Source organism: Nostocoides veronense, assembly GCF_039531185.1.
Classification (GTDB): domain Bacteria; phylum Actinomycetota; class Actinomycetes; order Actinomycetales; family Dermatophilaceae; genus Nostocoides_A; species Nostocoides_A veronense.
Map to the genome: position 1 here is coordinate 14,998 of NZ_BAAAPO010000022.1, position 20,517 is coordinate 35,514.

The window sequence follows — 20,517 nt, forward strand, 5'->3', positions numbered from 1 at the left end:
GGACGGTGTCCGCGCCCGGCCGTCACGACCTGGGCAACACCATGACGCGAGGAGAGATCATGACCCAGGGGCCCATCCGGACGCTGCCCATGCTTGGCATCACGCACGGCAACCGCAATCCCGTTACCTGCCATCTGCGCTGCGGCGATGCCTGCGCCAAACCCATCCCCAACCAGAGCGGGGCGCCGAGCTTCCGTGACGTCGCCGCGGGGGCGCTGTCTCGCCGCTCCGCCCTTGGCGGCGCCTTGGTGCTGTCCGTCGCGGCCGCGACGCTGTCCGAATCCGAGGCCGCCGCTGCCACCGGAAACAACCTGACGTTCGGCGCGATCGCCCCCGCCACGGCTGACATCGATCAGGTCCGGGTGCCCGCTGGCTACCGCTGGGATCCCATCGTGCGCTGGGGCGATCCGCTCTTCGTCGGCGCCCCCAACCTGACGGCCGCTGGGACAGATCCAGCCGCTCAAGAGCAGCAGTTCGGCTACAACTGCGACTACCTCGACGTCCTGCCCGATCGCGGCAGCACCACGCGCGGCGTGCTGGTCGCCAATCACGAGTACACCAACGAGAACATCATGTTCGCCCCGGACGCCGACCCCGCTCTAGTGGCCCGCACGGCGATGGCCGCGCACGGCTTCTCGCCCGTGGAGTTGCGGCGCAGCGGCGCCGGCAAGCGCTGGTCGTATGTCGTGGGTGGGCGCCGCAATCGCCGCATCACGGCCACCACGCCCTTCACGCTCGACGGTCCGGCCGCCGGCTCCGAGCTGCTGAAGACCGCCGCGGACACCACCGGTCGCCGAGCCCTCGGGACGCTCAACAATTGTTCTGGTGGCACGACGCCGTGGGGCACGATCGTCTCGGGCGAGGAGAACTTCAACCAATATTTCCTGTGCACCGGCGACGAGCGCGAGGCCCGCTACGGCCTCGGCCCGGACGGCGACGAGCGGGGTTGGCGCACGGTGGACCCGCGTTTCGACGCGACCGGCTCGGCATACCGCAACGAGCCCAACCGTTTCGGCTGGGTGGTGGAAATCGACCCGGAGAACCCGCGCTCAACGCCGGTGAAGCACACGGCCATGGGCCGCTTCAAGCACGAGGGCGCCAATATCACCATCGACGCGGCGACCGGCAAGGCCGTGGCCTACATGGGCGATGACGAGCGCTTCGACTATCTCTACAAGTTCGTCTCCAAGGGCACCTTCGACGGCTCGGGCACCGCTGCCGCACGCGCAGCAAACAAGCGCCTGTTGAGCGCGGGTGACCTCTTCGTCGCACGCTTCACCGGCGATGGTCTCGAAGATGGCATCAATGACGGGACCGGCATCTGGATCCCGCTCACCCGCGGCGGCCGTTCCATGGTCCCGGGTATGACGATCGACGAGGTTCTCGTCTACACCCGACTGGCCGCGGACAAGGTCGCGGCGACGCCGATGGACCGTCCTGAGGATGTGCAGCCGAGCCCGAAGTCCGGCCGCATCTATGTCGCGTGCACCAACAACTCCAAGCGCGGTGCGACCGGCCTGCCGGGGATCGATGAGGCCAACCCTCGCCCCGCTAACAAGGACGGGCATATCGTCGAGATCACGGAGATAGGCGGCGCCCACACCGGCACGCGCTTCCGCTGGAACCTGTTCCTGATCTGTGGCGACCAGTCCTCTGCCGGAACATATTTCGGTGGTCACACCGGCCCGGTCTCGCCCATTTCGTGCCCCGACAATCTCGCCTTCGACAGCCGCGGCAATCTGTGGATCTCCACCGACGGCCAGCCCAGCGCGATCGGATTGGATGACGCCCTGCACTGCGTCGAGGTGGCGGGGCCGCTGCGCGGCCGGGTCCGACAGTTCCTGTCCGTGCCAGCCGGCGCGGAGACCTGTGGGCCGGTCATCCACGATCGGGATGGCTCGGTCTTCGTCGCCGTGCAGCACCCGGGCGAGGGCGGTTCGTGGGAGGCCCCGCAGTCGCACTTCCCGGACTATGGCTCGGGCGTCTTCGCCGGCCCTCGCCCGTCGGTCATCCAGGTGACGCGGCGCTGAGCCCGATCAGGGACGCAGGGCGGCAGTGATCGCGTCCGGGGTCAGGCCGATCGCATCGAGGACCTGGCCCCGGCTCGCGTGATCCAGAAATTCCCGGGGTATGCCGAAGCTCATCACCGGGACCGCGTGGCCCGCCGCTCGCACCGCGGTGGCCACCTGCGAGCCCACGCCACCGATGACGAGATTGTCTTCGATGACCGCGACCCGGCCAGCCGTAGCGGCCAACGCTACGAGCTCCGGCGCCACGGGGATCACCCAGCGCGGGTCGACGACTAGGGTCCGAACCCCTTCTGCCGCAAGCTTTTCCGCAACAGTGATCGCCGTCGGCACCATCGACCCGACGCCGATGATGAGTTGCTCGACCGCACCGCCATCGGTGTGATCGGCCATGATGTCGAGCCCCTCGACGATGCGCACGGGCTCCAGTGGCGCCGCGACATTGCCCTTGGGGAAGCGAATGACGGTCGGCGCGTCGTCGACGTCCACCGCTTCCCGCAGGGCTCGGCGCACAGTGGCGCCATCTCGTGGGGCGTTGAGCCGCAGCCCGGGGATCGCGCCGCAGATCGTCATATCCCACATGCCGTGATGCGAGGCGCCATCTGGTCCGGTCACGCCGGCCCGGTCGAGGACGACGGTCACGCCTGCCTTGTGCAGGGCCGCGTCCATCAGCAATTGGTCGAAGGCGCGATTGAGGAAGGTCGCATAGACGGCAACAACCGGGTGCAGCCCCGCGAACGCCAGACCGGACGCCATCGTCAACGCGTGCTGTTCGGCGATCCCGACATCGATCAGCCGGTCCGGAAAGGCCTCGCCAAAGGGACCAAGACCCACCGGGAGGGTCATGGCCGCCGTCACGGCAACGATGTCCCGGCGTTCGCGCCCAAGGCGAACCATCTCTTCGGCGAACTCATCGGTCCAGATCCGGCCGGCCACTTCGAACGGCAGACCGGTTTCGGGGTTGATGACGCCGACAGCGTGGAACTGATCGGCCTCATCGGCACGCGCCGGTTCGTAGCCGCGGCCCTTCTGGGTGAGGACATGCACCAGCACCGGGCCACCAAAGGATTTGGCGCGACGCAGCGCACTCTCCAGCGCGACGGTGTCGTGCCCATCGACCGGACCGATGTATTTCAGGCCGAGATCCTCGAAAAGTCCTTGCGGCGCAATGACATCCTTGATGCCCTTCTTGACCCCGTGCAGGGCCCGCTCCATCGGGCCGCCAACCACCGGGGCGCGGCGCAGCGTCGTCTTGCCCCACTCCAGGAACGTCTCATAACCCTGGGTCGTGCGCAGCGTCGCGAGATGCTCCGCCATTCCGCCGATGGTCGGCGCATAGGACCGCTCGTTGTCATTGACGATGAGCACCAAAGGCAGGCTCTTGTCGGCGGCAATATTGTTCAGCGCCTCCCAGGCCATCCCCCCGGTCAGCGCGCCGTCGCCGATCACCGCTGCCGTATGCCGTGAGCCCTGCCCCGCCAGCACCCGGCCTTTGGCGATGCCGTGCGCCCAGGACAGCGAGGTGGAGGCATGCGAATTTTCGACGACATCATGCTCGGACTCGACGCGGCTCGGGTAGCCGGAAAGCCCTCCGCGAGAACGCAATCCAGAGAAATCGTGTCGGCCGGTGAGGATCTTGTGCACATAGGACTGGTGGCCGGTGTCAAAGACAATCGCATCGCGCGGGCTGTCGAAGACGCGGTGCAAGGCGATCGTCAACTCCACAACGCCGAGATTGGGGCCGAGATGTCCGCCGGTCTTCGAAACGGATTGGATGAGAAAGTCGCGGATCTCCTGCGCGAGTTGGGGCAATTGCTCTGCCGGGAGCGCCTTGACCGAGGCCGGTCCGGTGATGTGGTCCAGCAAACTCACGGGATGGGCCGGTCCTTCCGAGATTGTCGAGGCGCACTGACGGGCGCCGGAACCACCTAAGTTTACGCGCTGGTCACCGGCATTTCTGTGCGCTCCTGGGTCGGCCGCGCCAATCGACACCGAATGCGCACACTCCTGCGCGCCTCACAACTTGGCGACGAAGGTCTTGCCCTGCAGCGCCTCATGGATCAACTTGGCACCCCGGGCCGCGGCCAACAGGCGCACCCCCTCGTGCTCCAGACCCGCCATCAACTCCGAAATGCCCTCCGGCGGAACATAATCGCTCATCTCCACCCGAGCCTCGCGGTATGCCTGACGCATCGCCACAAGTTGCGCCTGGACATGCCGCTCGGTCAGCCAGGCCAGCGCGACCGGGTGGCGGCGCCAGCCGGCATACAGCCGATAGTCGGCCGGGCAGTGATCGAGCAGCCAGGACACGGCGGGAACTTCCCAGCCCGCAACGCCCGGTGGTGGCACAGCGCCGGGCCAGCCCGGCGGGCCGACCTGAGGACGCTTGTCGAACACACGTTCTAGTGTATATCGACCTCGACGCCATCCGGGAGGCCCGACAGACCGACCTTCGCCCCGTCGACCTCCACGGTGAAGCGGTGTCTGCCGAAGCGCAGACCCGTCACCCGCAGCGGTCCGAACGGCGCCGGGCGCATCGGCGCGAGCCGAACCCGCCGGCCCGGCACGTCGACGTCCAGGCCGAGCACGGCCGTCACGATCGCGATGGCGGATGCCGCGGCCCAGGCCTGTGGCCGGCAGGAGGCGGGGTATGGCGCGGGGGCACCCGCCACCGACTCCCCCGCGAGCAATTCGGGCGCCCGGTAGGACAGGGCGGCAGCGCAGTCCACCAGGCCGCGCGCAATGGGCGCACCATCGCTTGCTCGGCCTTCCCGGGCCATCCCGAGCAGGATGATCGCGCTGTCGTGCGTCCACACCGAGCCGGTGTGATATCCGATCGGGTTGTATGCCGGATTGGACCGCCCCATCGTGCCAATACCGAACTCCCCCAACAGATCCGGTGAGAGTAGTCGTTCGACCGTGCGATCGGCTTCATCACCGTCGAGCACTCCGGTCCCCAGGACGTGACCCATATTGCTGCCCACCGCATCGACCGGCTGGCCGTCGCCATCGATAGCCATGGCGAGGTAGGGACCGTCGGTGTCGCTGACCCAATAGCGGTCGCGGATGCGCTCCGTCAACGACGTCGCCCAGTCGCGCAGCGCATCGGCGCCGTCGAGGCCGAAGGCCACATAGACCTCAGCTGCACCGCGGGCCGCCTCGACGGCATACGCCTGGGCCTCGACCAAGGCGATGGGAGCCGGGGCGATCGAACCATCCCGATGGCGCATCGAGTCACCGGAGTCTTTCCAGCCTTGATTCGCGAGCCCATGGCCGGAGGCATCGACATATCGCAGCAAACCGGTGCCATTGTCGGCGGCACCCTGCAGCCAGGTCATCGCGGCCTGGAGATTGGGGAGCAGATCACGAATCTCGTTCTCCGGCAAGCCTGTTCGCCACGCATCGTGCAGGAGAAGAACCCATAGAGCCGTCGCATCGACACTGCCGTAATAGACGGGCGGGAGCTGCATCCCATGTCCCGCATCGACATAGGTCGTGCGTCGCACCTCGTGGAGAATCTTGCCGGGCTCCTCAGCCGTGTCGACGTCGACCGCGTTGCCCTGGCGCCGAGCCAGCGCACGCAAGGTTCCACCCGCCAACTCGAGGTCGACCGGCAACATCATGCGGGCCGTCCATAGCGAGTCACGGCCGAAAAGCGTGAGATACCAAGGAGTTCCGGCCGCCGCGAAGAAGTCCTCGGGGGCATCCGGGTCGGTCAGCAGCAGGTTTCGCAGGTCGGCGAGGCCGCCCGTGACGAGGGCCTCGAGCCGTCGGTCCCCGGCCGTCACCGCAATACCGGACCAGTCCACACGATCCGCCGCCGGATCCGCGTCAAAGCGCGACGGTGCCGTGCGTTCAGTGCCGATTGACACCTCGATCATCACCGGAACACCTTGGGAGAGAACCAGATCCCAATCCATCGTCAGAATCGAACCCTCGACCTTGATCCGGGCAGGAGCGGGCGCACCAGCCACGTTTGTCGCATGCCGTTCATCGGTCCACTCGCCACCGTCCGCCGTCGCGGTCACCGCCGGCGGTGCCGGACGGTCATAGCCGCCCTTGACATGAGCCAGCTCGGCCCCCGCTGCCCCGACGGACAGACGCGCCGTGAAGGCAACGTCCTGGGTCGCTCGCGAGACAAAGGTCAGGCTCTCCAGCGCCCCGCCCGCGACAACCGTCCGCGTGATGTGCACCTCGACCGTTGGGTCCGGGCCGTCGTGGCCGAGATTGCGCGCGGACGCCCACAGGGAGGTGCGAGCGCCCTGGGATGTCGCCGCGATGACCGTCGGCGGCTCGCCATCGAGCGACCACGCGAGCCGGTCCAGCACCAATCGATCGTCGACCAGTAGTCCGGTGCCCGCAGCGCCTATCGCGCCATCCGGGCCCCCGAGCAGCGTGGCATTGCCGTGCACGGCGATCTGCCGGTCGTGCAGCCATGGCTGCCGTCCGTGCGGTGTGGACACGATTTGACCTTGCCTTCCGATTCGGTGCTGCCAAAGGTTGACAGGACCATCACGATGGTCCACAGTTTCAAATCTGATCGTTCAAAAAGGGGCGCAAACCAAAAGTTTTTCGCTCTAGACCGTTCAACACACAATCGCAGTAGCGTAGCGAGCACGTCAAGGGTGACGAGGAGGTCGGGATGTCGGATGCCGCGAGTCGTGTAACCATCCGTGAAGTTGCCGATGCCGCTGGCGTTTCGCGACAGACGGTCAGCAACACCCTCATCCATCCCGAGCGCGTCCGGCCGCCCACGCTGGAGCGGGTCCGCAAGGTCATTGATGAGCTGGGCTACCGCCCCTCCAATGCCGCCCAGAGCCTGCGATCTCAGCGCACAGGCGCCGTCGGCTTTGAACTCAATGCCACCGGGTCCGCGCTGCAGAATGCCGTCGCCTTCCCCTTCGTGCTCGCCCTGAGCGAGCGGGCCGTGACCCACGGCAGCCATATCGTCACCTTCGGCACCCAGAGCGCCCGCCCGGCCCTGAGCGGCTACGAAGACATGGTGCGCAGCCTGCTGGTGGACGCCTTCATTCTCGCGGACACGCACGCCGGTGACCCCCGGCTGCCCTTCCTGGATCAGGCCCGAATCCCGTATGCCGCCTTCGGCCGCTTCTGGGGTCGACCCGAGTTGACCTCGTGGGCCGATGTGGACGGTGCCCACGGCACACGATTGGCGACCGAGCACTGCCTCGCGGCCGGGTATGACGTGGTCGGCTACCTCGGCTGGCCCGACGGCTCCGCCGTCGGCGACGACCGCCGCAATGGGTGGGCTTGGGCGGTGGAGCGCGCCGGTCACCGGTCGATGCCGCGCGCCATAGCCGAGCAAGATCTCACCTCGGCACGAGCAGCGGCCGGCCCACTTCTGGATCAGATCGGCCGCGGTGGCGCCGTGGTGTGCGCCTCGGACATGCTCGCCCTCGGCGTCGAGCGGGAGGCTGCGGTGCGCGGCTGGACGCTCGGACGCGATATCGGCATCTGCGGCTTCGACGACTCCGCGATCTCGGAGATCGCCGGCTTCTCAAGCGTGACGCAGCCGCTGCAGGAGATCGCCGATCACCTGCTCGCCATCGTCCACTCCCGCTTGGCCGGCGCGCCGCCACCGGTCGAAGGGGTCCTGTTCAGACCCACCCTCGTGGTCCGTGGCAGCACCGCCCGCGCGAGCTGAGGCTCGCGGATCCGCATACCTCATACCCCAAAGACCACAACCACCGGCCCCCAGGCCACATCACGAAAGAGACACACATGGCACACACTCCCCGCCGCGTCGTCACGATGGCCCTGGCCGTCGCCGGGACCATCTCGCTGGCCGCTTGTGGCGGCGGCGGCTTCGAGTCCTCCAGTTCCAGCACCACCTCGGCAAGCGGCTCCGGCACGTCTTCGGACACCTCCTCCTCTGCCCCGACTGGCGCCGCCCTGCGGATGCTCATCGCCTCCTCCGGCGACGCCGAAACGGCCGCGGTCAAAGAGGCCACCGACGCCTGGGGCAAGGCCACGGGCATCACCGTCGAGGTCACGGTCGCCTCGGACATGGACCAAGAACTCGCCCAGGGCTTCGCCGGCGGCAACCCCGCCGATGTGATGTACATGGACGCCGGCAAGTTCGCGACCTTCGCCAAGAACGGTTCGCTCGAGGCCTATGGCGACGGCTTCGCGGACAACGACCAGTTCTTCGAGGCGCTGCGCAAGACCTTCACTTATGACGGCAAGCAGTACTGCGTGCCGAAGGACTTCTCCTCCCTCGCCCTGCAGATCAACACCGACATGTGGACCAAGGCGGGCCTGACCGACGCCGACGTGCCCACCACCTGGGACCAATTGACCGAGGTCTCCAAGAAGCTGACCACCGACAAGGTCGCCGGTCTCGGCATCGGCGTGGGTATCGACCGCCTCGGCGCCTTCGTGGTGCAGAACGGGGGCTGGTGGCTGAACGCCGACAACACCGCCCCCGCGGCGGCGGACGCCAAGGTCACCGATGCCCTGAAGTACGTCCAAGACAATGTCAAGGCCGGCAACTTCAAAATGTCTAACGACCTGGGCGCTGGCTGGGGCGGCGAAGCTTTTGGCAAGCAGCTCTCGGCGATGGTGATCGAGGGCAACTGGATCAAGGGCGCGTTGAAGAACGACTTCCCCGATGTGAAGTACAAGACCGTCGAACTGCCCGCGGGCGCCCAGAAGGGCACCTTGATGTTCACCCAGTGTTGGGGCCTGGCCGCCGACAGCAAGAACAAGGACGCCGCCAAGGCCCTGATCAAGTCCCTGACGACCGCCGAGCAGCAGATGAAGTTCGCCGACGCCTTCGGCGTCATGCCCTCGCGGACCGATGCGGCGCAGGAGTACAAGACCAAGTACCCCGAGGACGCCGCCTTCGTTGCCGGCGGGGAGTACGGCCACGGCCCGATCAATGTGCCCGACCTGACCGACGTGGTCGCCGAGCTCAACAGCCAGCTGGAGAAGATGGGCACCGCAGACATCGCCGGCGCCACCAAGTCTTTCGACGAGAACGCCGCTTCGGCGATGGGCGGCTGACGCACCACCCAGAAGACCCCTGTGCCGGGCCGGCCTTCCCCTGCGACCGGCCCGGCATAGGACATCCGCACAACGAAGTCCTCACCCTCACAACGCCTTCCGGCTGATTCCGGCCGGTATGCCGCCCGCCCCTTCTTCGCAGGAGCTCACCCATGGCTCGTAGCAAGTCCGGCGACCCGATGCGCCAGCCCGTGGCCGGCTGGGTCTTCGTCACGCCGATGATCGTCATCCTCGGCCTCTTCCTCGTCGTGCCGATCGTGATGGCGCTGTGGGTTTCGGTCTCGAACTGGACCGGCCGCGGATCCCCCTTCGGTGGCAACACCGAGTTCATCGGCTTGAAGAACTACACCGATCTGCTCGGCAAGCAGGGCCTCGCGCGGCAAGACTTCATGACCTCGCTGCGCAACACCTTCTACTACGTCCTCGGGGTCGTGCCCATCCAGACCGCGCTGGCGCTGTTGCTGGCGGTGCTGGTCAACCAGAAATGGTTGCGCGGCCGCACCTTCTTCCGGACCGCCTTCTACTTCCCCTCGGTGGTCTCCTCTGTGGCGATCTCCCTCGTCTTCCTGTTTCTCTTCGCCGGCTCCGGCGCCATCAATGGGGTGTTGGCTTGGTTCGGGGTCCACGGACCGAACTGGTTCGCCGACCCGCGCGGCCTGATCCACCTCCTCGGTGACCTGGTGGGCGTGTGGAATATCGACTCCCCGCCGGCCGGGCTCGCCGACACCAAGGTCATGAACCTGTCGCTCTGGGAATGGATCAAGGGCCCGAGCGTGGCGATGACCGCGATCATGTTCCAGGTCATCTGGACCACGGCCGGCACCTTCATGCTGATGTTCATCGCCGCCCTCCAGGACCTGCCAGCCGAGGTGGAGGAGGCCGCCATGGTCGACGGCGCCAACGCTCGCCAGCGGTTCTGGAATGTCACGGTCCCGCACCTGCGACCAACCATCCTGCTCGTCGTCACCCTCGGCGTGATCGGCACCTGGCAGGTCTTCGACCAGATGTATGTGATGAGCCAGGGCAAACCGAGCAAGACGACCTTGACCCCGGCATTTCTGTCTTATCAGGCGGCCTTCCGGGACCAGAAATGGGGACAAGGTGCCGCCATGGCCTTCCTGCTCTTCCTCCTGATCTTCCTGCTCACCCAAGCGCAGCGCTGGCTGCTGCGCGACAAGGACGCGGCGCGCGAGAAGAAGCTCGAACGCCAGCAACGACGCGCCGAGAAGAAGGCAGAGGTGCCCGCATGACGACCGCCGGCCCCAGCGGACTGCTGGAACCCACCGAAGGACCAGGCGGCGACGCCCCGCGCCGGGTCGTGACCGAGCCGGCCGCGCCAACCAGCGACGGTCAACTCGTCGGGCGCTCCAGCAGCGGCAAGAAGACGCTCTTTTATGTCCTGCTCGTGCTCTTCTCGCTGATGTACATCTTCCCGTTCGTCATCCAGCTCGTGACCTCCTTTAAGACTCAGGCTGACGCGAACAACAATCCGCTCGGGCTGGTCCCGAACCCGTTCACGACGGACGCCATGCAGCGGCTGGCCGACACCCAGTTCCCGCGGTGGTTCTTCAACTCGGTGTGGGTAGCGGTCATCGTCACCATCGCCCGGGTCTTCTTCTGCTCGCTCGCTGGCTATGCGCTGGCACGGCTTAAGTTCCGCGGTCGCAATGCGCTCTTCACCGCGATCCTGGCGGTCATGTCGGTCCCCGGCATCGTCTTGCTCCTTCCGAAGTTCCTGGCGCTGAAGTATTACGGGATCTACGACACGCCGTCCGCGCTCGTCGTGCCGCTGATGTGCGACGCCGCCGGGGTTTTCATCATGAAGCAGTTCTTCGAGTCGATCCCACCGTCGGTCGAGGAGGCCGCGCGCATCGACGGCGCCGGGACCTTCCGGACCTTCTGGTCGATCGTGCTGCCGATGGCCAAGCCGGCGCTGATCACGCTCACGATCCTGTCCTTCCAGGGGTCGTGGAATGAGCTGGGGCACTTCATCATCGCCACCAACAAGGAGTCGCTCTACACCCTCACCCGGGGCGTCGCTGGCTTCACCCTCGGCGGCCTCGGCTCGGGCAATCAGTACCCGATCAAGATGGCGGCGGCCCTGCTGATGACCATCCCGACGGCGATCGTCTTCATCATCTTCCAGCGCTTCTTCACCCAAGGCGCCAATGCCGGCGCCGACAAGGGCTGAGCTTTCGAGGAGGGCTCCCACCCGCTGCGCCCCGGCAGACCAGCAGTCCGGTCAGCCGGGGCGCAGTCCGTATCGGGTGCGCAGGTCGGTCAACTCCGCGCTCATCGCACGTGACCGGTCAACAGCAACTGGCGTGCCCAACTCCGGCCGGAGTTCGGGATTCTCGAGGTATGCCGTGAGGCGGTGATGGCCTGCCCGTCGTGCGTTCCGATCGCGGCGGGCAGCCGGGACTCTCGACGGGGCCAAACGAGGGCAAGGAACGCGAGGAGCACTCCGCATACGCTCAATGCGCGCCAGTCCGTCGGCGCCTTCAGTGCCGTGAGTAGGACGACCGGCGCGGTGATCAGGAGCACCAGACCGGCCATGGCCAGTCCACTCGCCTGCCGTCGCCCGAGCGCCCCGCGCCATACCTCCGGCAGGATCGGCGGGGTGTACGTGGGCGTCATACGCAGCAGCAGCCAGGGGTCGTCATGGCCACGACCCTAGCCGCGGCACGGAGCAGCGCCCGTCATGGGCCACTTCCCCGAGCTGGCCGCGCGACGGGCGGTCGGTCCGCGATCAGGCGGAGCGCGGGCCGCTCACGGCGTCAGCACAGGTTGGTCAACTCCGCAGACCGTGCAAGCTGTGCGGATTTGACCACCTTCTGTTAGCAGAGGTTAGAAGACCCCCGGTCGGCGGCTCAGCGTGGACGCGGTTCGGCGACGATGCCCGGGTCGCGGGCGGCGAGGAACGAGCCGACCAAGACCCGGGAGGAGGAGACGAACCAGAGAACTACAGGTTAATCATGTGGCCGGCGATGCCTTCGACGGCTTCCTTGACAGCCTCGGACAGGGTGGGGTGGGCGAAGACATTGCGGGCGACCTCGTCGGCGGTCAGGTCCCACTTCTGCGCCAGGGTCAGGACCGGCAGCAACTCGGTGACATCGGGGCCGATCATGTGCGCGCCGAGGATTTCGTTGTGCTTGGCGTCGGCGACGACCTTGACGAAGCCGACGGCGTCGCCGAGGCCCATGGCCTTGCCATTGGCGGAGAAGGGGAAGGCGGCGGTCTTCACGTCATACCCCGCGTCCTTGGCCTGCGCCTCCGACAGCCCAAAGGAGCCGATCTGGGGGTGGCAGTAGGTCGCGCGCGGGATCATCGTGTAGTCGATCGGCATCGTCTCGGCGCCGGCGATGGTCTCGGCGGCGACGACGCCCTGCGCCTCGGCGACGTGGGCGAGCATCATCTTGGCGGTGCAGTCGCCGATGGCATAGACATTGGGGACATTGGTCCGCATGAAGTCGTCGATCGCGATGGCGCCTCGATCGGTCAACGCCACCCCGATCGCCTCCAGGCCGTAGCCCTCGGTGCGCGGCGCGAAGCCGATCGCGGAGAGCAGCTTGTCGGCTTCGAGGACTTGCTGGTCTCCCCCGGCGGCCGGCGAAACCGTCACGCGCACACCGGAACCGGTGTCTTCGACGGACTCGACCTTGGTGCCGAGCAGCACTTTGACGCCGAGCTTCTTGTAGTGCTTCAACAGCTCCTTGGAGATGTCCGCGTCCTCGGTCGGGACCATCCGGTCAAGGAACTCCACGATCGTCACGTCGACGCCGAAGTTCTTTAGGACATAGGCGAACTCGACGCCGATGGCGCCGGAGCCGGCGATGATGATCGAGCCGGGCAGGTTCTCGTCGAGGATCTGCTCCTCATAGGTCACAACATTCTGCGAGACCGAGACGCCGGGCAGCATCCGCGTGACGGCGCCCGCGGCGATGATCAGGTTGTCGAAGGTGACCTCGCGGGTGGAGCCATCGTTGAGGGCGACCGACATCGAGGTCGGCGAAGTCAGCGTGCCCCAGCCGTCGATCTCCTCGATCTTGTTCTTCTTCATCAGGAAGTGGACGCCCTTGACGATGCCGGCCGACACCTGACGCGACCGCTTGTGGGTCGGGCCGAAAGACATCGTCGCGTCGCCCTCGATGCCGTATTTCGCCTTGTCGTGGGTCAGCGTGTGCGCGAGTTCGGCGTTCTTGATCAGCGCCTTGCTCGGGATGCACCCGACATTGAGGCAGACGCCGCCCCAGTACTTCTTCTCGACGACCGCGACCTTCTTGCCCAATTGCGAGGCGCGAATCGCCGCGACATACCCGCCAGGACCAGCACCGAGGACCACAACATCGAAGTCAGCCATGGCTGCAACCCTAGTGGACGGTAGCGGTGGACCGGACCGGCGGCAGCGGGGCAGGCACCGGCTGGCGCAGCACACCGCGCAGCCGCCACGCACCGGCGATGGCCACCAACGAGACGAGCAAGTGCAGGCCGAGGAATCCCCATACGGCTCCGGCACCGAGCAGGACACCCGCGACGAGCGGGCCGACCGCGGAGGCCGAGGTCTGGACGGCGGTGAAGATGCCGAGCGTCGTGCCGACCATGCCCTCCGGCGCCAGCGAGGCGGTCAGCGGGCTGAGAATCGGGGCATACATCGTTTCGCCGACGGCGAAGACCGCGAAACTGGAGACGAAGATCGCCCCGGCCACTTCGGGCGCGAAGAGCGCGGAGGCGAGCATCAGCCAGCCGAGGGTCCAGATCGAGCCGACGACCATGAGCAGCGTGGGGGCGCTGCGGCGCGCGGTGGCCCGCACGACGACCATCTGCAGCGCGATGATCACGACCGAGTTCAGCGCGGCGGCGAGCCCGACCGTCCGCTCCTCGACATGCAGGCTGGTCAGGGCGTATGCCGGCAGCCCGCTCTCGAATTGCGCGTAGAAGCCCAGCGCGAGAGCGACCGTCACGACGGCCGTCCACCGCAGGGCCGGCACGGCCCAGATCGCGCGGAGCGCGCGCAGCCCGGTGACCGAGGGCAGCGGGTCTTCGCCCAGATCGTATGCCGTGGCACCGGGTGCTCCATAGGCTGCGGCGGCGATGAGCAGCCCGGAGACCGCGAAGCCGGCGGCCGCGAGGGCGAAGGCGGGCGTCATACCGTCGGCGCGGTCAAGATCGACGACGAAGCCGGCGGCGAAGGCGCCGATCGCCATGCCGAGGGCGCCCGCGGTGAACAGCCACGCGAAAACGCGACGGCGGTCGTGGTCCCCAACCCAACGCAGGACGAGCACCGACTGCGCCGGCGTAGCGGCGGTGACACCGACCCCGAAGGCAAACATGCCCAGCAGGAAGGTCGCGGGCCGGTCGGCCGTGATCAGGCCGAGCATCGCCAAGGCGGCGGCGAACTTCGCGACGAGCGCGACGCGCGCCGGATTCATCCGGTCCGCGAGCCGTCCGCCGACCGGGGCGGCGATGAGCGCTCCTACCGAGAAAAGGGTCGAGGCCGCCGCGGCGACCAGCCCGCCCCAGCCGCGGGTCGTGGCGGCATAGGCGTACTGATAGGGCAGGACGGCTCCCCATCCGAGCATCGCGATGGCGCTGGCGAGGATGAGCAGACGGGAACGCATGATGAGGACAACGCAGACTTCGTAGATGAATATTTCGGAACCGAAATATTAGCTCACGAAGGTTCAGCTTGTCGACGCGACCTCGTCGGCCTCCAGTCCGGTGATGACGACATCGAGCAGGTCGGCCAACTGCCTTCGCTGCGCAGTCGTCAGCGGCGCGAGCACATCGGCCTCGACCATGTCGGCATCGCGGATGGCCTGCGCGAACAGATCCCATCCGGCAGACGTCAGGGTCACCAACACGCGGGTGCGATTGCGTTGATCCGGCTCACGCACGACGAGCCCACGCTCGCAGAGGCGGTCCAAGCGGCCAGTCATCGACGAAGCGGCGACCTGCGCGGCGTCCGCCAACCGGGAGGGCATCAGGGGCCCGCCGTCGGCGCGGGCCAATTGCGAGAGCACCGACCAGTCGCCGTGCGAGATGGCGAGGTCGGCGAGTTGGCGGTCATACCACCGATCGAGCTTGCGTGAGAGCGAGGAGATGGCGGTGATCACGCGCTGCACCGATTCGTCGCCGCCGGCGGCGACGTAGGCCGCGACCGCTGCCTGGTATTCGGCGCGGGCGGTGCGTTCCGGCATGGCGTTCAGGCCAGGCCGGGGAACCAGATGGCGATCTCGCGGGCTGCCGATTCCGGGGAGTCCGAGCCGTGAACGATGTTCTCCTGCACGGCCTTTCCCCAATCGCGCCCGAAGTCGCCGCGGATGCTGCCGGGCGCCGCTTTCGTCGGGTCGGTGGTGCCGGCGAGGCTGCGGAAGCCTTCGATGCACCGCTCCCCCTCGATGACGACCGCGGTCACCGGGCCGGAGGACATGAAGTCGACGAGCGGCTCGTAGAACGGCTTGCCTACATGCTCGGCATAGTGCTCGGCGAGCGCTTCGCGGGTCGGGGTGAGGATCTGCACGGCGGCCAGGCGGTAGCCCTTGCGCTCGATCCGGGCGAGGACCTCGCCGGTGAGGCCGCGGGCGAAACCATCGGGCTTGATCAGGACGAGCGAACGTTCGGTCACGTCGTTACTGTATCGGCGCGTCCGCGTGCGCCGTCGCCGCGTCCCGTGCGGCGATCTGGGCGTCGAGGACTGGTCCCTTGCGCCGGCAGTACACCCACAGGGCGAGGAACATCAGCCCGACCCAGAGCATCATCGGCACGATCAGGGCGCTGGCGAGGGTGAGCACCTGGATGGCCCACCCGAGCGGGAGGCCCCAGCCCCTCCGCATACCGCCTGCTGCGACGAAACACAGCAGGCCCAGTGCGAGCCCACTCCACAGGTGAACGCCGGGGTGGCCCTCGCCGGTGGTCGCGGCGAGCGAGCGGGCCAGCACCGCGCCAAGCATGATGCTGATGCCCTGGCCGGCGAGCACGGTCGCGAGCATGCGCCAGGTGAACTTGCCCAGGGGTGCGCGCATGGTCGACAGCGTATGTCGCGGCTCAGCCGACCGTGAACAGTTCGTCGATCGCCGCGACCAGATCGCCCGGCAGGCGCACCGAGGCCGCGGCGGCATTCTCGATCACCTGACCCGGCGAGGTGGCGCCGGCGATGACGCTGACCAGGCCAGGCCGGGTCAGGAGCCAGGCGAAGGTGACCTGGCTCATCGGCGCGCCTGCGGCATCGCAAATGGCCTGGTATGCCGCGAGCTGGTCCCAATCGACGCCCTCCAACAAGCCGGGCTTGTCGTTGACGATGCGGGTGCCCTCGGGGCGGTGGTCGCGGGCATACTTCCCGGTCAGCAGCCCGTTGGCCAGCGGGAAATAGGGCAGCAAGCCGACGCCAATGCGCCGCAGGGTGGGCATCAGGTCGGACTCAACGGCCCGGGCGAGCGGGCTCAGTTCGTTCTGCGCTGAGACGAAGCGGTGGCCGCCGAGCCGCGCCGCGGCGGCATCGGCCGCCTCGGCCTGGGCCGCATCGAAGTTGCTGTGGCCGATGAAGCGCACTTTTCCCTCGTCGACCAGTTCGCCGAGCGCTCCGAGCGTCTCCTCGATCGGGACGCTGGGGTCGGGCGTGTGCTGCTGATAGAGGTCGAGGTAGTCGGTCTGCAGCCGCGCGAGCGAGGCCTCACACGCCCGGCGTATGTAGTTTCGCCCGCCTTTCGGGCCCCAGTCCTCGGTGCCCGGAATCGGATAATCGACGTGGCCGAACTTGGTCGCTAGCACGACCTGTTCGCGCCGTCCGCGCAGCGCCTCGCCCATCAGGCTTTCGGAGCCGGTGGCTGGGGAGCCGTACATATCGGCCGTGTCGAGCAGCGTGATCCCCGCATCCAAGGCGGCGTCGAGGACGGCCTTGGTGCCCTCCAGCGTCTCGGTCGCGCGGCCGGTGCGGCTGAAGTTGTTGCAGCCCAGGCCGATCACGCTGACCGAGGGACCGCCATTACCGAGTTGCCGCTGTTCCATGACGTCGACCCTATGCGCTGGTCCTCAGACGGAACCCCTTGCTCCGAGCAGCATCCGGACGTCGGCGGCGGTCGTCACGGATCCCGTCGCGATAACTCCGCCACCGACCCCGCCGTCATCCGCCAACTCCGCGGCTCGGTCCAGAGCGGAGGGCAGGTCGGGCACGACATACACCCGGTGCTCGCCGAAGATTTCCTCGGCGAGGGCGCCCAGCGCAGCCGGGTCCATCGCGCGCGGCGAGGTGGAGCGGGAGATGACGACTTCCTCCAGGACCGGCTCGAGGGCTTCGAGCATGGCCGTCGCGTCCTTGTCCCCCAGGATCGCGAGGACGCCGACGAGTTTGACGAAGGCGAACTCCTCCGCGAGCGCGGTGGCGAGCGCCTGGGCGCCGGCCGGATTGTGCGCCGCATCCACGAGCACGGTGGGGCTGCGCCGCACGATCTCCAGACGGCCCGGCGAGGTGACCTCGGCGAAGGCCTCCTGCACGATCTCCTGATTGAGTCGGCGCTCGCCACCGCCGAGGAATGCCTCGACAGCACTCAGCGCGATCGCCGCATTGTGCGCTTGGTGGGCGCCATGCAGGTTGAGGAAGAGATCGGGATAGTCACCGGCGAGGCCGCGCAGGCTGACCTGTTGCCCGCCCACCGCAACCTCGCGGGCGACGACGCCGAAATCGTTGCCCTCGAAGGCAATTCGCGCACCAACTTGCTCGGCGCGCTCGACGACAAAGGGCACGACCTCGGGCCCTTGGACACCAACGACGACGAGGGCATCCTCCTTGATGATGCCGACCTTCTCCCCCGCGATTGCCTCCAAAGTGTCACCCAGGAAGTGCGCGTGATCCATCGAGATCGGGGTGATGACGGCGACCTGACCATCGGCGACATTGGTCGCATCCCAGCCGCCCCCCATACCCACCTCGACCACCGCGACATCGACGGGCGCGTCGGCGAAGGCGACATAGCCGATCGCGACGATGACCTCGAAGTAGGTCATCCGCGGTCCGCCCTCAGCCGTGCTGCGCGCATCGACCAGTTCCACGAAAGGCAGCACCTCGTCATACGCCTCCAGGAAGGCCTCGACAGAAATTGGCGCGCCCCCGATGCTGATGCGCTCGCGCATCGTGTGCAGGTGCGGTGAGGTGAATCGGCCGACATTTAGGCCAGTGGCGCGCAGCAACGCCTCCGCGATCCGAGCCGTCGTCGTTTTGCCATTGGTGCCGGTGATGTGGATGACCGGGAAGGTGCGTTGCGGGTCGCCGAGCAAGTCCATGACGGCCGAAATCCGGGACAGGTCTGGTTCGAGATCGTGCTCGGGCGCACGGGCAAGGATGGCCTGCTCGGCCTCGCGCATCCGCTTGGTCAGGTCCAGTTGGTATGCCGCCTCGCGGGCGGCCGTATCGGGTGCCGGGCTCACTGGGCGATTGTCTCAGCGTTCGGCCCGGATCACGAAAGGGCTGCGAGAGAGTGGCTTAGACACCGCGACGGCGAGCCGGACGCCAGCCTTTCGACTCGTCCCACAATCGCTGCTGATCGCGGAGGCGCTCAATGAAGAGCTCAGTGGAGAATCGCGGAAATGGTGTGCTCGTCCACCGCAACGACCCGGACCGGCCGCCGATCGCGGTCGAGGAGCCACAAACGCTGACCCCGCGCGCCAAAGTGGTCTTCGCGCTGATCGGTCTGCTCGGCACGCCGGGACTCGGGTTGCGCGGTTCATGTTCTCCGACGCCATCGGCAACCTGCCCGGCCTCGGCAAGTTCAAGGACCCGTCGTGGCGCGTCGGTGCGTGGCTGTGCTCGCTGATCGTCGTCGCGGGCTGGGGTTCGATCCTGCTGATGGGTGTGCGGGATCCGCTAGGCGGCATCTACACCCTCTTCCCGCTCTTCGGCATCGCCAACCAGTTGCTGGCGGCGATCGCCCTGACCGTCGTTTTCACGGTCTTGATGAAGCAGGGCAAGTTCAAGTGGGCCTGGGTGGCGGGCGTCCCGCTGGCCTGGGACTTGATCGTCACCTTGTCGGCGAGCTACCAGAAGATCTTCAGCGACAACCCGAAGATCGTCTACTTCGCGCAGCACGACGCCTTCGTCACGGCCCGGGATGCCGGGAAGATCGTCGCGCCGGCCAAGACCGCGGCGGACATGGACAAGGTCGTCTTCAACACGATGATCCAAGGCAGCCTCTCGATCATCTACGCCAGCTTGGTGATCATCGTGTTCGTCGCGGCAATGGTGGTGTGTGTCAAGGCCGTTCGCGCTGGAGGTTTGCCGACGAGTGAGGCCGAGGACATCCCGTCCAAGATCTTCGCTCCCCGCAGCTTCCGACCGACCGCCGCCGAGCAGCAAGTGCTCGATGAGTGGAAGGAAGCCGGCCTCGATCCGACACCGGTCGGGGTCCACCATTGACCGGGCTTCTCGACACCGGGCGGTCCCTGCGTCGGTTCTGGCGCGGGGTCACCGGTGCAGATGCGTATGAGCGCTACTGCGCCCACCTGGCCCGCGTGCACCCGGGTGCCCGCATCCCCTCGGAGCGGGAGTTCTGGCGGGCGAAGTATGACGAGATGGACCGAAATCCCACGTCCCGCTGCTGTTGAGGCAGTGGATTCTTCAATCTTTACTATTTCCTAACCTTTGGCGATGACCGCCATTAAGGTGGCAGGGAGCCGCCGAGCGGCGGCCGGTCACCGAACGGTGATCGCACGGGGATTGGGGAACAGTATGAAGAGAATGCTGACGGGGATTGCGGCCACCACGCTGGCCATCGCCGGCATGGGGATGGGTGCCGGCAGCGCAACCGCCGCGCCCGCCACGGTCTGCACGGGCACTCTCACGGGGTCTTATCCCGCGATCTTCGTGCCGGTGGGTGCGACCTGCACCCTGGACGGGGCGAAGGTCAGCGGCAATGTCACGGTGTCAGAGGGGGCGACCTTGATGACCAAGGACGCCACGATCCGGCTCAATGTCAAGGGCAACGAGGCCGCCAAGGTCAACATCATCGACACCGACGTCTGGGGGCAGATCCACTTCCGTCGGACGACCGGCGAGATCATCATCGGCAACGACGGCTGCAAGGTCGACCCGAATGCGGGCGGAAATATCAACCTGCAGAACAACTTCGGGCCGATCGCCATCTGCCAGATGACGATCAAGAACAACATCATCCTGCACAACAACCACCACCGGATCGGCGTCTTCGACAACCGAGTCGGCAACAACATCCAGGTCTACGGCAACGACAGCCCGGCAATTCGACTGCGGGACAATGTCGTTCGCGGCAACCTGGCGCTCTTCTCCAATACCGTCAAGATTGCCTTCGTCGCCAAGAACAACACCATGGGCGGCAAGGCGAACTGCTCTGGAAATGTCATCGCCCCCACCGGGAATGGCAATGTCGCGTCCGGCGGGCTCGCCGGCCAGTGCGCCAGTCTGGGCTGAAATCGCGATGGGTCCGTGGTCGCCTCAGGC

Annotated in this window: 19 protein-coding genes; 8 read left to right on the plus strand and 11 right to left on the minus strand. The window is 67.0% G+C overall.

The window, feature by feature from the left end:
* Nucleotides 1–59: 59 nt before the first annotated feature.
* Nucleotides 60–2,030 (plus strand): PhoX family protein, encoded by a 1,971-nt coding sequence (locus ABD225_RS06815; protein ID WP_344082812.1) that lies wholly within the window; start codon nt 60–62, stop codon nt 2,028–2,030.
* Nucleotides 2,031–2,036: 6 nt separating this feature from the next.
* On the opposite strand, the gene dxs is transcribed toward ABD225_RS06815, so the two are convergent.
* The 3 genes from dxs to ABD225_RS06830 form a co-directional block, all read right to left on the minus strand.
* Nucleotides 2,037–3,899, minus strand: a complete 1,863-nt coding sequence (gene dxs, locus ABD225_RS06820) for a 1-deoxy-D-xylulose-5-phosphate synthase (protein ID WP_344082814.1) — start codon at nt 3,897–3,899, stop codon at nt 2,037–2,039.
* 144 nt (nt 3,900–4,043) lie between these two features.
* Nucleotides 4,044–4,424, minus strand: coding sequence for a hypothetical protein (locus ABD225_RS06825; RefSeq protein WP_344082816.1), 381 nt, complete (start codon nt 4,422–4,424; stop codon nt 4,044–4,046).
* A 5-nt stretch (nt 4,425–4,429) separates the two neighbouring features.
* Nucleotides 4,430–6,490 (minus strand): MGH1-like glycoside hydrolase domain-containing protein, encoded by a 2,061-nt coding sequence (locus ABD225_RS06830; RefSeq protein WP_344082818.1) that lies wholly within the window; start codon nt 6,488–6,490, stop codon nt 4,430–4,432.
* 179 nt (nt 6,491–6,669) lie between these two features.
* Between ABD225_RS06830 and ABD225_RS06835 the strand changes: the two genes are divergently transcribed.
* From ABD225_RS06835 to ABD225_RS06850, 4 genes are all read left to right on the plus strand, one after another.
* The gene (locus ABD225_RS06835; protein WP_344082820.1) at nt 6,670–7,692 is read left to right on the plus strand and encodes a LacI family DNA-binding transcriptional regulator; all 1,023 of its coding nucleotides are present in this window, start codon (nt 6,670–6,672) and stop codon (nt 7,690–7,692) included.
* Between the two features lie 77 nt (nt 7,693–7,769).
* Nucleotides 7,770–9,053: an extracellular solute-binding protein gene (locus ABD225_RS06840; RefSeq protein ID WP_344082822.1), complete on the plus strand. Its 1,284-nt coding sequence runs from the start codon at nt 7,770–7,772 to the stop codon at nt 9,051–9,053.
* A 152-nt stretch (nt 9,054–9,205) separates the two neighbouring features.
* Nucleotides 9,206–10,303 carry a carbohydrate ABC transporter permease gene (locus ABD225_RS06845; protein WP_344082824.1) on the plus strand — a complete coding sequence of 366 codons (1,098 nt, stop codon included), beginning with the start codon at nt 9,206–9,208 and terminating at the stop codon, nt 10,301–10,303.
* Complete coding sequence (locus ABD225_RS06850) at nt 10,300–11,244, plus strand: carbohydrate ABC transporter permease (protein WP_344082826.1); 945 nt, start codon at nt 10,300–10,302, stop codon at nt 11,242–11,244. The genes ABD225_RS06845 and ABD225_RS06850 overlap by 4 nt, the downstream gene beginning before the upstream one ends.
* Before the next feature lie 101 nt (nt 11,245–11,345).
* Here the strand turns inward: ABD225_RS06850 and ABD225_RS06855 are convergent, their stop codons facing one another.
* The 8 genes from ABD225_RS06855 to ABD225_RS06890 form a co-directional block, all read right to left on the minus strand.
* Nucleotides 11,346–11,690, minus strand: a complete 345-nt coding sequence (locus ABD225_RS06855) for a hypothetical protein (RefSeq protein ID WP_344082828.1) — start codon at nt 11,688–11,690, stop codon at nt 11,346–11,348.
* Between the two features lie 325 nt (nt 11,691–12,015).
* The gene (gene lpdA, locus ABD225_RS06860) at nt 12,016–13,413 is read right to left on the minus strand and encodes a dihydrolipoyl dehydrogenase (protein ID WP_344082830.1); all 1,398 of its coding nucleotides are present in this window, start codon (nt 13,411–13,413) and stop codon (nt 12,016–12,018) included.
* A 10-nt stretch (nt 13,414–13,423) separates the two neighbouring features.
* Nucleotides 13,424–14,671 carry an MFS transporter gene (locus ABD225_RS06865; RefSeq protein WP_344082832.1) on the minus strand — a complete coding sequence of 416 codons (1,248 nt, stop codon included), beginning with the start codon at nt 14,669–14,671 and terminating at the stop codon, nt 13,424–13,426.
* Nucleotides 14,672–14,734: 63 nt separating this feature from the next.
* Complete coding sequence (locus ABD225_RS06870; RefSeq protein WP_344082834.1) at nt 14,735–15,250, minus strand: MarR family winged helix-turn-helix transcriptional regulator; 516 nt, start codon at nt 15,248–15,250, stop codon at nt 14,735–14,737.
* Between the two features lie 5 nt (nt 15,251–15,255).
* Nucleotides 15,256–15,678 (minus strand): nucleoside-diphosphate kinase, encoded by a 423-nt coding sequence (gene ndk, locus ABD225_RS06875; RefSeq protein WP_344082836.1) that lies wholly within the window; start codon nt 15,676–15,678, stop codon nt 15,256–15,258.
* Nucleotides 15,679–15,682: 4 nt separating this feature from the next.
* Nucleotides 15,683–16,075, minus strand: coding sequence for a DUF4233 domain-containing protein (locus ABD225_RS06880; protein ID WP_344082838.1), 393 nt, complete (start codon nt 16,073–16,075; stop codon nt 15,683–15,685).
* A 22-nt stretch (nt 16,076–16,097) separates the two neighbouring features.
* Nucleotides 16,098–17,057 carry an aldo/keto reductase gene (locus ABD225_RS06885; protein ID WP_344082840.1) on the minus strand — a complete coding sequence of 320 codons (960 nt, stop codon included), beginning with the start codon at nt 17,055–17,057 and terminating at the stop codon, nt 16,098–16,100.
* Between the two features lie 24 nt (nt 17,058–17,081).
* Nucleotides 17,082–18,473 (minus strand): bifunctional folylpolyglutamate synthase/dihydrofolate synthase, encoded by a 1,392-nt coding sequence (locus tag ABD225_RS06890; RefSeq protein WP_344082842.1) that lies wholly within the window; start codon nt 18,471–18,473, stop codon nt 17,082–17,084.
* Between ABD225_RS06890 and ABD225_RS06895 the strand changes: the two genes are divergently transcribed.
* The 3 genes from ABD225_RS06895 to ABD225_RS06905 all read left to right on the plus strand — a co-directional run bounded on the left by ABD225_RS06895 (nt 18,388) and on the right by ABD225_RS06905 (nt 20,487).
* Nucleotides 18,388–19,458, plus strand: a complete 1,071-nt coding sequence (locus ABD225_RS06895) for a carbon starvation CstA family protein (RefSeq protein ID WP_344082844.1) — start codon at nt 18,388–18,390, stop codon at nt 19,456–19,458. The genes ABD225_RS06890 and ABD225_RS06895 overlap by 86 nt on opposite strands.
* Nucleotides 19,455–19,646, plus strand: a complete 192-nt coding sequence (locus ABD225_RS06900; RefSeq protein WP_344082846.1) for a YbdD/YjiX family protein — start codon at nt 19,455–19,457, stop codon at nt 19,644–19,646. Before ABD225_RS06895 ends, ABD225_RS06900 begins: the two co-directional genes overlap by 4 nt.
* A 124-nt stretch (nt 19,647–19,770) precedes the next feature.
* Nucleotides 19,771–20,487, plus strand: a complete 717-nt coding sequence (locus ABD225_RS06905; RefSeq protein WP_344082848.1) for a hypothetical protein — start codon at nt 19,771–19,773, stop codon at nt 20,485–20,487.
* The last annotated feature ends 30 nt before the right edge of the window (nt 20,488–20,517 follow it).

Bases quoted from the DNA above. Each gene is read 5' to 3' on its own strand.
- ABD225_RS06815 (WP_344082812.1), top strand. From the start codon at position 60: ATGACCCAGGGGCCCATCCGGACGCTGCCCATGCTTGGCATCACGCAC.
- ABD225_RS06835 (WP_344082820.1), top strand. From the start codon at position 6,670: ATGTCGGATGCCGCGAGTCGTGTAACCATCCGTGAAGTTGCCGATGCC.
- ABD225_RS06840 (WP_344082822.1), top strand. From the start codon at position 7,770: ATGGCACACACTCCCCGCCGCGTCGTCACGATGGCCCTGGCCGTCGCC.
- ABD225_RS06845 (WP_344082824.1), top strand. From the start codon at position 9,206: ATGGCTCGTAGCAAGTCCGGCGACCCGATGCGCCAGCCCGTGGCCGGC.
- ABD225_RS06850 (WP_344082826.1), top strand. From the start codon at position 10,300: ATGACGACCGCCGGCCCCAGCGGACTGCTGGAACCCACCGAAGGACCA.
- ABD225_RS06855 (WP_344082828.1), bottom strand. From the start codon at position 11,690: ATGACGCCCACGTACACCCCGCCGATCCTGCCGGAGGTATGGCGCGGG.
- lpdA (WP_344082830.1), bottom strand. From the start codon at position 13,413: ATGGCTGACTTCGATGTTGTGGTCCTCGGTGCTGGTCCTGGCGGGTAT.
- ABD225_RS06865 (WP_344082832.1), bottom strand. From the start codon at position 14,671: ATGCGTTCCCGTCTGCTCATCCTCGCCAGCGCCATCGCGATGCTCGGA.
- ABD225_RS06870 (WP_344082834.1), bottom strand. From the start codon at position 15,250: ATGCCGGAACGCACCGCCCGCGCCGAATACCAGGCAGCGGTCGCGGCC.
- ABD225_RS06880 (WP_344082838.1), bottom strand. From the start codon at position 16,075: ATGCGCGCACCCCTGGGCAAGTTCACCTGGCGCATGCTCGCGACCGTG.
- ABD225_RS06885 (WP_344082840.1), bottom strand. From the start codon at position 17,057: ATGGAACAGCGGCAACTCGGTAATGGCGGTCCCTCGGTCAGCGTGATC.
- ABD225_RS06895 (WP_344082844.1), top strand. From the start codon at position 18,388: ATGGCCTGCTCGGCCTCGCGCATCCGCTTGGTCAGGTCCAGTTGGTAT.
- ABD225_RS06905 (WP_344082848.1), top strand. From the start codon at position 19,771: ATGAAGAGAATGCTGACGGGGATTGCGGCCACCACGCTGGCCATCGCC.